This is a genomic window from Raskinella chloraquaticus (SeqCode) (assembly GCF_021731865.1).
In the GTDB taxonomy this organism is placed as follows: domain Bacteria; phylum Pseudomonadota; class Alphaproteobacteria; order Rhizobiales; family UBA4765; genus Raskinella; species Raskinella chloraquaticus.
Map to the genome: position 1 here is coordinate 248,620 of NZ_JAKFWN010000016.1, position 12,670 is coordinate 261,289.

Sequence of the window (12,670 nt, forward strand, 5' to 3'; positions counted from 1 at the left end):
GCGACCGACAGGGTCAGCGCCCATGGCGAAGGATCAGATCATGTCCGCATCTAAATCTGTGAACAGCAAAGACCGCGTTGTCATTTTCGACACCACTTTGCGCGATGGCGAGCAGTGCCCCGGCGCGACCATGACACTGGAGGAAAAGCTCCAGGTCGCCGATCTCCTCGACGAGATGGGGGTTGATATCATCGAAGCAGGATTTCCGATCGCCTCGAATGGTGATTTCGAGGCGGTGTCGATGATTGCCTCGCGGGTCAAGAACGCGGTTGTTGCGGGGCTCGCGCGTGCCGGCGTCAAGGATATCGAGCGGGCGGGCGAGGCGGTGCGCAAGGCAAGGCGCCCGCGCATTCACACCTTCCTCTCCACCTCGCCGGTGCATATGAAATACAAACTTCAGAAAGAGCCGGACGAAGTGCTGGAAATGGTGATTGCGTCCGTCACTCGCGCCCGCAATCTGGTGGCCGATGTTGAATGGTCGGCAGAGGATGGTACCCGTACCGAGCACGATTTCCTGTGCCGGTGCGTGGAAGCTGCCATCAAAGCGGGCGCCACGACCATCAATATTCCCGATACCGTTGGCTACACGGCGCCGGACGAATACCGCGCGCTTTTCCGGATGGTGCGCGAACGCGTGCCCAACGCTGACAAGGCTGTCTTCTCCGTCCATTGCCACAATGATCTGGGCATGGCGGTGGCCAATTCGGTCGCGGGTCTCGAAGGAGGGGCGCGGCAGATTGAATGCACCATCAACGGCATCGGCGAGCGGGCAGGTAATGCAGCGCTTGAAGAAGTGGTAATGGCGTTGAAAGTACGTGGCGACATTTTCCCTTTTGAAACAGGGATCAGGAGCGAGATGTTGACACGCGCTTCCAAGCTGGTGTCCGCCGTCACGTCGTTTCCCGTGCAGTACAACAAGGCGATCGTCGGCCGCAACGCGTTTGCCCATGAAAGCGGTATCCATCAGGACGGCATGCTGAAGCACACGCAAACCTATGAGATCATGACCCCTGAAACGGTGGGTGTAGCCAAGACGTCGCTGGTGATGGGCAAGCATTCCGGTCGCAACGCCTTCCGCGACAAGCTGAAGGGGCTTGGCTATGAGCTGTCCGACAACGAATTCGAGGACGCCTTCAACCGCTTCAAGGCGCTGGCTGACCAGAAAAAGCACGTTTACGACGAGGATATCGAAGCGCTCGTCGATGAGAAGATCGCTACCGCCACCGACCGCATGAAGGTGCTGTCGCTGCTGGTGGTGGCTGGAACGCTGGGGCCGCAGGTAGCGACGCTGACGCTTGAAATTGACGGGGTCCACAAAACCGTTCAGTCGCAGGGCAATGGTCCGGTTGATGCCTGTTTCAACGCGATCAAGGCGATCGTCCCGCATGAGGCGATGCTGGAGCTTTATCAGGTGCATGCGGTGACGGAGGGAACGGACGCGCAAGCCGAAGTGTCGGTGCGGCTTGCCGAGGCCGGCAAAGCGGTAACCGCGAAGGCCGCGCACCCCGACACGCTGGTGGCATCCGCGAAAGCCTATCTTGGCGCCCTCAACAAGCTGATGCAGAAACGCGACCGGCTGCACGCCACTGCGGCAGAATAGGTCGCAGAAAAAACGCGGCATGACCTGGCTCTGCTCGGGAGCCGGTTCATGCCGTTGCGGCTGTGCGCTGACACGCTGCTGCTGACCTTCCCTCATTGTTACCGGCGCAGCGCTGCCATGCGCCAGATAGGTCAGCGCTGCTTCTCCATCTGCTCCTGCGTTCGTGCCAAGCTGCGCGCGGGGCCGCATCGGGGCTCGGCAAGTGAACTTGCCACCAGGCCAAGGCGTTTCGCCCATTGGTCGAACCCGGGAGGATCAGATGACAAAAAGAACAGAAAATAATGCGAAATTCACTGATAAGCCGTCCGCCGCAGATACAATCCACTCGCGGCGCTCGGCGCTCAAGGCTGTCGGGGCTGGAGCCGGGTTGGTTGCTCTTGGTGTGAGCGGCCTGCAGGCGCAGACACCGCCCGGGCCGCCCAGCACGATCACCAGTCCGCCGCGTGATTTCAGCCCCAATGGCGCGCCGACGACCTATTTCTGGGACCCCGATGTCATTGCCGTTGATCCGTCCTTCAACGGGCTGGCGCAGCCCAACGCGCCGATCCAGCGCTTATGGACAGGTGCATTATGGGCGGAAGGACCGGCATGGAATGCGCAGGGGCGTTATCTGGTGTGGAGCGACATTCCCAATAACCGGCAGATGCGATGGATCGAGGATAATGGCCGGGTCAGCGTATTTCGCCTTCCGTCCAATAACAGCAATGGCAATTCCTTCGATTTCCAGGGCCGGCAATTATCGTGCGAGCATCTGACCCGACGCGTTGTGCGCTACGAACTGGACGGGTCGGTGACGGTGCTGGCTGACAGTTTCAACGGCAAGCGGCTTAATTCACCCAACGATGTGGTGCCCCATCCCGATGGCAGCTATTGGTTCACCGATCCGCCTTATGGCGGGCAGCTCTATGAGGGTGCGCCGGATGCGGCGGGCGGTCCGAGCAACAGCAATGGGCGTTTGAAAAACCGTCTTGGCCAGGCAGCCGAGATCGGCCCTGCCAGGCGCGAATTGCCTACCAATTGCTACCGTATTGATCCGTCGGGCCGGGTCGACATGGTGATCAGCGAGGCGCAAGTGCCAGACCCCAACGGCCTGTGCTTTTCACCCGATTTCAAGAAGCTCTACGTTGCCAGTACCGGCAAGGGGCCAGGCGATAGCGGGCCGGGCGGCAAGGGGGACATGCATGTCTTCGATGTCGGCAGCGACAACAAGCTGTCGAACCAGAAACTCTTTTCGGACTTTATGATCGACGGCGTCAAATGCGGCCCCGACGGGGTGCGCGCTGATGTCGAAGGCAATCTGTGGTGCTCGAGCAATGCCGGGCGCGCGGTTGGCTATTCCGGTGTGACAGTGTGGAGCCCGGAGGGCAAGCTTCTGGGGCGCATCCGCCTGCCGGAAATCTGCGGCAATGTGTGCTTCGGCGGGCCGAAGCGCAACCGCCTGTTCATGGCGGCGAGCCAGTCGCTCTATGCCGTCTATACCGCCACCCAGGGTGCAGCGCCGGGATGATATCGGCGCTGGACAAGGATGCAGCGGCTTGGTTAGCAGGCTTGTGCCGTGGTTGTTGTTGACCAAGGTGGCGAACAGGCTTGGTAGCGATGCGGATCGGGATTGATCTTGGCGGGACAAAGATCGAAGGCATCGCCTTGTCACCGGCCGGCGGCGTGCTTGCGCGTGAACGTGTCACGACGCCGCGCGGCAGTTATGAGGCGATTATCGCGGCCATCGCTGCGCTGGTTGGCAGGCTTGAACAGGATGCTGGAGGTGGTGGCCCGGCGCAAGTGGGCGTCGGCATTCCCGGCGCCATTTCGCCTGCGACCGGCCTCGTCAAGAATGCCAATACGACCGAGCTGATCGGCCATGCCTTCGATGTGGATCTTGCCGCCGCTCTGCAACGCCAGGTGCGCCTTGATAACGACGCCAAATGCTTCGTGCGCTCGGAGGCCACCGACGGCGCGGGTGCCGGCAAGGATGTCGTTTTCGGTGTCATCCTGGGGACGGGCGCTGGCAGCGGCATCAGCGTTGGCGGGCGCACACTTGCCGGCTTTCAGCGTATCTCGGGTGAATGGGGCCATAATCCGCTGCCATGGGTGAGCCATGGCGAACTTGATGAGAAGCCGGCCTGTTATTGCGGCAAGCGCGGCTGTATCGAAGCCTGGGTGTCGGGACCAGCCTTTGCCGATGACCATTGGCGCCATAGCGGGGTCAGACTTTTGCCCGCTGAGGTGATTGCAGCCATGGAGGAGGGTGAAGCGCAGGCGGTTGCAAGCTACCTGCGATATACGGACCGGCTGGCGCGCGCGCTTGCCCATATTGTCAATGTGCTGGATCCCGATGTCATCGTGCTGGGAGGTGGCATGGGCAAGGTGCAGCGGCTCTATGAGGACGTGCCGTCCTTGATGAAGCCCTATGTCTTTTCCGATGAATGCTGGACGCCCATCGTTCCACCCGTGCATGGAGACGCAAGCGGGGTACGTGGGGCTGCGTGGCTGTGGCCGGGTAACGTCAGTTAGAGATATTTCCGCAGCGCAGGGCGTCAGCTGCGTTTGTGCGGTGCGATCACACCCCTCGACAGAGCAGACGCCTTCTGTTATCGACCTCCCTCCTTGACGGGCGGCCTGTCATTACTGGCCGCTTTTGTTGGGGGCGATTAGCTCAGTTGGTAGAGCAGGTGACTCTTAATCACCGGGTCGTAGGTTCGAGCCCTACATCGCCCACCAGTTTTTCCAAGGTTGCAGGCAGGGCGATAGACTCCGTTGACGCAGCGCGCGACGAGGTTCTGGACTTGGAGTGAGCTGATTGCCCCGATCGTTGCCTGATCTCGCGGCGGTTGTCAGTGGCTTGCCCGGTGCAATCGATGATAAGCTGACGGTCCGGGCAGGTTGAGGGTGCGCCCGGCTCAGATGGGGGCAGCCATACTCACATGAACATGCGAACTCTTGTGGCAATGAGCGGTTTGGTCCTCGTGACACTGCTCTCGCACGCCAATGCCCAGATCCCGCCAACGCCAAGCGAATTGGCAGCCTATGATGGTCTTCACAAGGCTGCGGCTGGTGGCGACATCAGGATGCTTCAATCGGCACTTGCCACCGGCGCCGATGTCAATGCGCGCGATGCCAAGGGGCGCACCCCTTTTCATGTTGCGGCCTACCGGCGTCAGGCCCAGACGATGACGATATTGGTTCGCCATGGTGCTGATGCCAACGCGCTTGAAGCCCAGGCCTATGATGCGGTGACGATTGCTGCAGTGGCTGACGATGTCGAGACGCTCACGACGGCACTTGCGCTTGGCAATCGCGCCACCAATGTCACAAGCCCCTATCGCGGCACGGCGTTGATTGCAGCTGCTCACCTTGGGCATGACGAGGTGGTGCGCCTCCTGATCGCAGCCGGCGCGCCGTTGGATCACGTCAACAATCTCGGATGGACGGCGCTGATTGAGGCGGTCATTCTGGGAAATGGTGGTGCGCGTCATCGCCGTACGGTCGAGCATCTGGTCAAGGCAGGTGCGAACAGATCGCTGGGCGATCGTAATGGCGTGACGCCCCTGGAACACGCAAAGCACCTTGGCTTTGCCGAGATCGTTGTGGTGCTGGAGAAATGATCAGGCGCGCGCGCGGGCGCCAGCCTTTAATGTCCGCCCTCGGACTGGGCGGCTGCATGCTTCATCTCCTCTTCTGCTTCATCGCCCGCTCGCCAGCCATTGAAAAACAGGTTGAGGGCAAGCGCTGAAATCGCCGATAGCAGGATGCCCGAATGCAGGAGCGGCGCGAGTTCCTTGGGCATGTTCCTGAAGAAGTCGGGAGCGACCAGCGGGATCAGGCCAAACCCCGTCGACACGGCGAGGATGTAGAGGTTATGGCGGTTGGCGGTGTAATCGACGGCTGACAGGATACGGATGCCGGTTGCCGCCACCATTCCGAACATGACGATGCCAGCACCTCCCAGCACGAAGAGTGGCACCGATTCAACGAGTGCGCCCAGTTTCGGCACCAGCCCCATGAGGATCATCAGCAGGCCACCTGCCGCGCAGACATAGCGGCTGCGGATACCGGTGACACCTACCAGCCCGACGTTTTGCGAAAACGACGTGTAGGGGAAGGTGTTGAACAAGCCGCCGATAAGGGTCCCAAGCCCGTCAACCCGCAAACCACGCGTCAGGTCATCACGCTTCACCGCTCGGCCGGTGATATCGCCGAGCGCCAGGAACATGCCCGATGACTCAATCATGACCACGATCATGACCAGCGACATGGTGAGCGCGGCGATAAGATCGAATTTCGGCACGCCGAAAGCGAAGGGATAGATCAGGCCGAACCAGTCGGCAGTGGCGACTTTCGCAAAACTCATCTTGCCAATGCCGAAAGCAACGGCGCAGCCGATGACGATGCCGACGAGCACGGACACATTGCTCAGGAAGCCGCGTGCGCAGCGCGTGATCAGCAAGATCACCATCATGACAAAAGCCGCCATGGCGAGGTGGGTGAGATCGCCATATCCCGGGAGTGACGAGGCCGGTGCGCCGGCTGCCCAGTTGACGCCAACGCGCATCAGCGAGATGCCGATCATGAGAATGATGGTGCCGGTGACGATGGGCGGAAAGAGCGGCAGGAGTCTGCCGATGAAGGGCGCGACGAGCATCGTGAAGATGCCCGCTGCAATGACCGCGCCGAAGATACCGCGCGCGCCAAGCTCGGGATCGCCGGCCATTGCCATCATCGGGCTGACGGCAGCAAAGGTGACCCCCATCATCACCGGCAGGCGGATGCCGATGTGTCGCCCCATGCCGAGCGACTGGATGAGAGTGACGATGCCGCAGCAGAAAAGGTCGGCATTGACCAGGAAGGCCACCTGCTCGGGCGACAGCTTCAAGGCGCGGCCGATGATGAGCGGAACAGCGACCGCGCCGGCATACATGACCAGAACGTGCTGGAGGCCGAGCATGGCAAGCTTGGGGAGTGGCAGAATGTCATCGACCGGATGGGGTGGGCTTGCCGCAGTCGTCATCATTCCCTGCCTCGCACGATTGCCTATGAGGATCGAGGACATGGCGAAGTCATCGCCGCCCCATTGCATATTCTAGGACAATGACGGGCTTGCGCAACGATGCTTCTGGCATTCGTGTCTTAAACCGACGATGCAGATCGCCCGGGCTGTGCGCGATCCTCGTACGCGCAGCTGTGTCGGCCATCAGGTCTTCCTTGGGTGGCCAAGACCCACAGTGACAGCGGGGCGACGATGGGGGCTGCAGGGCCTGGCGCGAGGCGTGTTTTGGTGTCGTTGGTTATGAGGCTCAGCGGGCTGTCGTCGTGCGGCCACCTGTGACCGGCTGTCGAGGGCCAATGCGCAGAGCTTGCCCTGACAAGGGACTAGCCAATAGGAACAGCAGGCACATTCGCCTGGTTGAGGTGGGTGCCACAAAAAAACATCCGCTCGCGCGGATGCTGATGCGATTACGACTGCCGCCTGGTTTTATCGCGACGTATTACGATTGGCTGCCAGCGGAACCAGTTGCGGCTTAGGAAAATCCTGGCGGCGCTGCATTTCAAGGGCAACCGACACCAGCAGGTCGCGCAGCATGATCGGCTGCTGCGAGGTATCAGAAATAAATCGATTGATGAATTTCAGCTTGACGCTCAATTCGGAATGGTTGCGCTCGATGAAATTCATCGAACATTCCATCGACCATTTGCTGAAATCACGCCCTTCGATTTCTGAAAACCAGATAATGCGCGCGCCTTTATGCCGCTCATCGTGCCGAATACGGCTGTAAATGTGCGTCACGGCCTCGAACTCACCTTCGAGGATCTGCACAAAGCGGTTATCAAAGTAGAACAGAAACCCGGTGATGCCATGTTCTTCGTTGCGCTGCGCCGCGACGTGGCGGATTTTTTCCATTTCGCGGTCGAACTGGAAGGCATCGCCGACAAGGCAACTCGTGCTGGAGTATATCAACGTCGATATCATCAAGGCCTCCGCAGTGAGCAGCTAATCACGCTTTTGGTGAATCCTCACTCAGGAACCGGAAACGAGTAACGCCCATTTCACTTCAACTATCTTAGCTGAATGCGCCTACAATACAAGTTAATTCAATCTTCATGTTCTGGCATCCCAGTAATCTCCATATAAATACGTATGTAATTTATGCATGGAGGCCGGCAGGCATACATAATTCATTATTATTTTTTATCTCGAATCAAATACTTCAACAATTTTTCTGGTAATTTTATTGTTTGTTTTCAACAATTTATGCTGGTAATGTCATTCCTTGCCGGCGATGATAGGCAAGGCTCTGCGGCGGATTGTCCCGGGCGCGGATTTACACCAGAATTCTTCGCACGCTGCGTCGTCCGCGTTCGTTTTCGTGCTGAAAAATGGGCTGCGATTGGCGGATTGACTGGCTTTCACGAATCGCTCTGGAGGCGCTGAAGATGGGCATGTTGGTTGAAGGACGCTGGCGCGATGTGTGGTATGAAACGGTTACAAGCCACGGCGCGTTTGTTCGTAAAGCCTCGCAATTTCGTCATTGGGTGACACGTGACGGGGCACCAGGGGGAAGCGGCTCGGGTGGGTTCAAGGCCGAAGCGGGGCGCTACCATCTTTATGTCAGCCTGGCCTGCCCGTGGGCGCATCGGGCGCTCATCTTCCGCAAGTTGAAGCGTCTGGAGGGTATGATCTCGCTATCGGTCGTCAACTGGCTGATGCGCGAGGATGGATGGACGTTTGCGCCTGGGGCGGGTGTCATCGCCGATGACGTCAACGCTGCATCGCGGCTTTATGAAGTTTATCTGCGGGCCGACGCCAAGTACTCAGGCCGGGTGACCGTGCCGGTATTGTGGGACAAGAAGACTGCGACCATCGTCAATAATGAATCATCTGAAATCATCCGCATGTTCGGCAGCGCCTTTGATGAGGTTGGGGCAGCAGCCGGAGAGTATTACCCGGAGGCTCTCCGTCCGCTCATCGATGAGGTCAACCAGCGCATCTACGACACCGTCAATAACGGCGTCTACAAGGCTGGCTTTGCGACCACGCAGTCAGCCTATGACGCGGCGATCGGCCCGCTCTTTGACACGCTCGACTGGCTGGAAACACGCCTTGGGCGCCAGCGCTATGTGATGGGCGATCAGCTGACAGAGGTGGATTGGCGCCTCTTCACCACATTGATCCGTTTCGATCCGGTCTATGTCGGGCATTTCAAATGCAATCGCCGGCGCATTGTTGATTATCGCCATCTCTCGGCCTATCTGCGCGATCTTTATCAACATCCCAGTATCGCTGAAACCTGCGATTTTGACCACATCAAGTGTCATTACTACCAGAGCCATCTGACCATCAATCCGACGGGCATTGTGCCGGCTGGGCCGGATATGGATCTGCTGGCACCGCATGGGCGCGGGTGAGGCGATGTGGGGCTGCTGATGATTGCGCGCGGGGTGGGTCCTGACCCTAGCATCTATCAGGTGCGGGCGTCTGCCTCAGACCAGTTTTCCCGACAGAACCCAAATTGTCCCCAGGACAAGAACGATGGCCGCGACGAGACAGCCGAGCGCGCGCCGGCCGGCGTTGGCGGCTTGCAGGTTGGCGGGCGCATCGACATAGGGCAGCGCCGGCTTGGTGCCGCTCACCATCGCCTGGATCAACGGGTCGCGCTTGATGAGGGTGTAAAAGAGATTGACCAGGATGTGGATTGCCATCAGCGGCAGAAGGACCCACTTGAACAGGCGATGATGCCAGCGGGTGAGCAGTTGGACGGTGTCGGACGACGCCAGCCCGTGGAGCGGGCCAGCGGCAAGGCCGGTGTCATCAGACGAGAAGAGGCCAAGAAAAGCCTGTGCCGCCACCGCCAGCAAAAGGGCAATGACCATCCAGGCGCCGAGCGGATTATGTCCAAGATAATGAGGCGCACGACCGCGCAGCAGATGGCTGGCATAGGTGAGCGCCTTCCACGGCCATCTGACAAAGCTCGAAAAGCGGGCCGTGGGCGCGCCTAGCACTCCCCACAGCACGCGGAAGGTGAGAAGGACCAGAATGGCCAAACCGTTCAGGCGATGGATCAGAAGGAAATGATCGCCAATGGCTTCGGCATATTCGCTTGTCACATAGGCGCACAGGATGAGGGCAACCAGCGACCAGTGAAACAGGCGCGTTGGCAGGTCCCAGACCGGGACCTGCTGCTGCGGGGGCTGATCAAGCGTTCCTGATGACGCTGTCACGACGTGCTTACTGGGCGCGATACTGGCGATGGCAGCCGCCGCAATTGCCGAGGACTTTCGGCAGTTCCGTCTTGAAGCTTGCCTCGTCCTTGATCGCTGCCGCGGCAGCCTTGGCATCAGCCGCCATCTTGTCGAAACGGCCGGAGAAATCGGCCTGGTTATCCCAGATGGCCGGAAGCGCCTTGGTCTCTCCGCCGCTCTTGCTGTCGGCAGGGAACAGGGCTTTCAGTTTCGGTGAACCGTCCTGCAAGACCTTCAGGAAATTCTGTACTTTGGCGAGGTCGAAAGCAGCTTCCCCCTTCAACATCGCGCCGGGCTCTCTGGCGGCAGCGCCGAAGCCTTTGAGGATGTCCTTGCGCTCGGCAATGGCCGTGCTCTGGGCATAGACAAACGAGGCGCCGAGAAGAAGGGCGCAGACGATCGAAATCATACGAAGCATAGTTGTCTCCCTTGTGAAGCAGGCGTGGCGTAGCGGGTCCGCTTGCGGTTGAAACTTAACAAAATCGTGTCCCGCGACAACTGCCTATTTCATGATAACCGGCCAAAGACGCGCACCAATGCGAGTGCGCCCGCAGGATGTTCAACTTAACGTGTTTGAGACGCGTCGATGGGCCAAGCAGCGGTGGCTTATGATCGCAAGGGGCGCGGCAGAAATTGCGGCGTCATCTCGCCTGCCTCGATGGCAACGGGCAGGCGGTTCACCAGCGGAGCGAGCGGACAAACCCAGACATCGGAATAGGCGCAGGAGGGATTATAGGCGAAGTTGAAATCAAGAATAACCTTACCATCCTTGCTGTGCCCGAGATCAGCGCCCTTGATGGTATCCAGGAGATAGCGCCCGCCATCATAGGTGGATGAGCCGCTGGTGCGATCAAGAAACGGCAGGAAGACACCGCCGCCATAACCTTCGATCCAGTAGAGCGTCAGCTCGCGGCCGAGCCTGGCTGCGAGGTTTCCGGTAATGGCGAAGGGGATGAGCGCCACGGAGCCATCCTTGCCTGCGGGCAAAGAGTGCGGGGCAGCGTCTGCCGGCGCGGCTGTCAAATCTGCTTCGAAGCGAAGGGACGGATCGTAAGCGAAATAGCTTGGCAGAACGCCGCTTTCGCTCAACGGGCTTTGAGGATGATTGCGGAAGAGCTCGGCGCGCTCGTGCTGCCACCCGGACCACGCCTGCGCTGGATGTTCATGTGCCCGCACATCAGCATAAAGGCCGGCTACTCGACGCCGCCACTCCCAAAGCGTGACGAACTGGTCGCGCAGCGCTTCCTGGGCCGTGCCGGCCATGCGGTGATGGGTGTCGGGATGGCTTGTTGTGCTCAAGGATCAACCTCTGTTCTCAACCGCCGCTCAAGTGGTCCGCCGCCCTGCGATAGCTCTAGAAATAGGATTGGAGCGTGCCGCGTCTGCGTACATCAAGGGTGGCACAGTGGAAGGCGCCGCCGAATGGCCCATACGCAAGGAAGGGAATGTCGATGGGATCAAAACCCCAATCCCTGAACGCCTTGATCAGGGTCTTTTGCGAGGCATCGACCACCACCTTCTTGTGGTCAAGCATCAGGACGTTGATGCTCGTCCACGGGCTGCACATGGAAATCTTCGACATGAAGCCCGTGACCTCATCAGGCTTGGGGGCGATCAGCACATCCCATTTCTTGAGAATGGGTGGCAGGCGATCGACATCGATATACTCGGGATTGACCAGGACCTTGCCAGGCGCCAGCGGCATGAAGCTCGAATCGATATGCATCGGCTGGCGGCAACGGCTCTCAATGATATGGATTTTGTAAGTTTCGCCCAAATGGCGTTGCAGCCATTTGATCCCGGCCATGTTCGTCACATTGCTCGGGGTGACGAACAGATCGCGCCCACACCGCACGAAATCGGCTGCATCAAACACCGGCTCGTGCTCATTGACCGTATAGCGCAGCTTCTCGCCATATTCGGGAATGGTGTAGTCGTAATTATAAAGATCGTCCTTCAGCATCGGACGGGGAGCCGAACTCCAGCGGGCGCCAGCTTCGAAGTATTCCATGAACAGGCGGCGATAGGCCTCGCCCTCGAAATAGCGTGAGCGCCAGCACATCGGCGTCTCGATGATGTCATCGCCGATCACCAGAAAACCATCGCGCGGACAGGCGATGCAGAAGCCGCGCGAGGACCACCACGGCGATTTGTACTTGGTCGCCCAGTCGACGATATCGGGGCGCCGGACCTTGATACCCTCCACCTCCAGCACACGAATGAAGCCATCAAGCTCCTTCTGCGCGATTTTTTTCATGAAGCCAGGAAAACGCCAGCCGGCAGCGAAGCGGAAGAAGGGTTGCGCCGCGCGCGGGATATTGAATGTAACGGTGATGTGGTTTGACGGAATGGTGGCGCCCTCAAGGCGACCGACGATGACCTCTTCGAGCGGGTCCCACTCATTGAACGAACTGACCGGTCCGATCGCCGTCCCCGGCGCCATCTCGTTGATCGTCGTGCTGACCGCGTGCTCGGTCATGGCATTGTCTCTCGGCGGCATCGTATTCATTGGCACCCTCATGCTGGCTGTCTCAGTGACAAGAATGTCCCGACGACGCTGCACCCCTCACCCGGCCGAGGGCGACCGAGGAAGGGGGTTGGTAATATGTTCAAGGCTCGATCGCAATCCCAAACTGCGGTGCGCGTGTCGCGATGCTTGACGGCGCCGCCATTAACGATCACAAGGCGCGCCGGCTTCCTTGCCGCAGTTTTGCGCTCCTCGGCGCTGAAATGGCGCGCAAATTCAGACACGGACAGGGTTCATGCGACTGATTGCTGTGGCAGGCGCGCTGGGTTTGGTGCTGCTTGTCGGTATCACGCTGCATTTCGGATGGC

Annotated in this window: 11 protein-coding genes and 1 tRNA gene; 6 read left to right on the plus strand and 6 right to left on the minus strand. The window is 59.5% G+C overall.

Annotated features, from left to right (window positions below; all coding sequences use genetic code 11):
- The first annotated feature begins 40 nt into the window (after nt 1-40).
- From ACINK1_RS06915 to ACINK1_RS06935, 5 genes are all read left to right on the plus strand, one after another.
- A complete protein-coding gene (locus tag ACINK1_RS06915) occupies nt 41-1,600 on the plus strand; it encodes a 2-isopropylmalate synthase (protein WP_376801335.1) in 1,560 nt (519 codons plus the stop codon).
- Between the two features lie 259 nt (nt 1,601-1,859).
- Complete coding sequence (locus ACINK1_RS06920) at nt 1,860-3,107, plus strand: SMP-30/gluconolactonase/LRE family protein (protein WP_376801333.1); 1,248 nt, start codon at nt 1,860-1,862, stop codon at nt 3,105-3,107.
- A gap of 89 nt (nt 3,108-3,196) precedes the next feature.
- Complete coding sequence (locus tag ACINK1_RS06925) at nt 3,197-4,111, plus strand: ROK family protein (protein WP_376801332.1); 915 nt, start codon at nt 3,197-3,199, stop codon at nt 4,109-4,111.
- Nucleotides 4,112-4,242: 131 nt separating this feature from the next.
- Nucleotides 4,243-4,318: transfer RNA gene (locus ACINK1_RS06930), tRNA-Lys, on the plus strand.
- Nucleotides 4,319-4,545: 227 nt separating this feature from the next.
- The gene (locus tag ACINK1_RS06935) at nt 4,546-5,202 is read left to right on the plus strand and encodes an ankyrin repeat domain-containing protein (RefSeq protein WP_376801331.1); all 657 of its coding nucleotides are present in this window, start codon (nt 4,546-4,548) and stop codon (nt 5,200-5,202) included.
- 26 nt (nt 5,203-5,228) lie between these two features.
- On the opposite strand, the gene ACINK1_RS06940 is transcribed toward ACINK1_RS06935, so the two are convergent.
- Both ACINK1_RS06940 and ACINK1_RS06945 read right to left on the minus strand, forming a co-directional pair.
- Nucleotides 5,229-6,608 carry a nucleobase:cation symporter-2 family protein gene (locus ACINK1_RS06940; RefSeq protein ID WP_376801329.1) on the minus strand — a complete coding sequence of 460 codons (1,380 nt, stop codon included), beginning with the start codon at nt 6,606-6,608 and terminating at the stop codon, nt 5,229-5,231.
- A 462-nt stretch (nt 6,609-7,070) separates the two neighbouring features.
- Nucleotides 7,071-7,565 carry a BLUF domain-containing protein gene (locus ACINK1_RS06945; RefSeq protein ID WP_376801327.1) on the minus strand — a complete coding sequence of 165 codons (495 nt, stop codon included), beginning with the start codon at nt 7,563-7,565 and terminating at the stop codon, nt 7,071-7,073.
- Nucleotides 7,566-8,029: 464 nt separating this feature from the next.
- On the opposite strand from ACINK1_RS06945, the gene ACINK1_RS06950 reads away from it, so the two are divergent.
- Entirely contained in the window at nt 8,030-9,001 is a 972-nt protein-coding gene (locus tag ACINK1_RS06950) for a glutathione S-transferase family protein (protein WP_376801325.1), read from the plus strand.
- A 75-nt stretch (nt 9,002-9,076) separates the two neighbouring features.
- Here the strand turns inward: ACINK1_RS06950 and ACINK1_RS06955 are convergent, their stop codons facing one another.
- The 4 genes from ACINK1_RS06955 to ACINK1_RS06970 form a co-directional block, all read right to left on the minus strand.
- On the minus strand, nt 9,077-9,814 hold the full coding sequence (locus ACINK1_RS06955; protein WP_376801324.1) for a cytochrome b/b6 domain-containing protein: 738 nt from the start codon (nt 9,812-9,814) through the stop codon (nt 9,077-9,079).
- 7 nt (nt 9,815-9,821) lie between these two features.
- On the minus strand, nt 9,822-10,253 hold the full coding sequence (locus ACINK1_RS06960; protein ID WP_376801323.1) for a c-type cytochrome: 432 nt from the start codon (nt 10,251-10,253) through the stop codon (nt 9,822-9,824).
- 188 nt (nt 10,254-10,441) lie between these two features.
- Entirely contained in the window at nt 10,442-11,134 is a 693-nt protein-coding gene (locus ACINK1_RS06965; protein ID WP_376801322.1) for a DUF1684 domain-containing protein, read from the minus strand.
- A gap of 55 nt (nt 11,135-11,189) precedes the next feature.
- The gene (locus ACINK1_RS06970; RefSeq protein ID WP_376801321.1) at nt 11,190-12,314 is read right to left on the minus strand and encodes an amidinotransferase; all 1,125 of its coding nucleotides are present in this window, start codon (nt 12,312-12,314) and stop codon (nt 11,190-11,192) included.
- Nucleotides 12,315-12,670 lie beyond the last annotated feature (356 nt).

Excerpts from the sequence above, each read along its gene's own strand:
- ACINK1_RS06945 (WP_376801327.1), bottom strand. The coding sequence starts at position 7,565 with ATGATATCGACGTTGATATACTCCAGCACGAGTTGCCTTGTCGGCGAT.
- ACINK1_RS06915 (WP_376801335.1), top strand. The coding sequence starts at position 41 with ATGTCCGCATCTAAATCTGTGAACAGCAAAGACCGCGTTGTCATTTTC.
- ACINK1_RS06940 (WP_376801329.1), bottom strand. The coding sequence starts at position 6,608 with ATGATGACGACTGCGGCAAGCCCACCCCATCCGGTCGATGACATTCTG.
- ACINK1_RS06970 (WP_376801321.1), bottom strand. The coding sequence starts at position 12,314 with ATGACCGAGCACGCGGTCAGCACGACGATCAACGAGATGGCGCCGGGG.
- ACINK1_RS06960 (WP_376801323.1), bottom strand. The coding sequence starts at position 10,253 with ATGCTTCGTATGATTTCGATCGTCTGCGCCCTTCTTCTCGGCGCCTCG.
- ACINK1_RS06950 (WP_376801325.1), top strand. The coding sequence starts at position 8,030 with ATGGGCATGTTGGTTGAAGGACGCTGGCGCGATGTGTGGTATGAAACG.
- ACINK1_RS06920 (WP_376801333.1), top strand. The coding sequence starts at position 1,860 with ATGACAAAAAGAACAGAAAATAATGCGAAATTCACTGATAAGCCGTCC.
- ACINK1_RS06925 (WP_376801332.1), top strand. The coding sequence starts at position 3,197 with ATGCGGATCGGGATTGATCTTGGCGGGACAAAGATCGAAGGCATCGCC.
- ACINK1_RS06935 (WP_376801331.1), top strand. The coding sequence starts at position 4,546 with ATGAGCGGTTTGGTCCTCGTGACACTGCTCTCGCACGCCAATGCCCAG.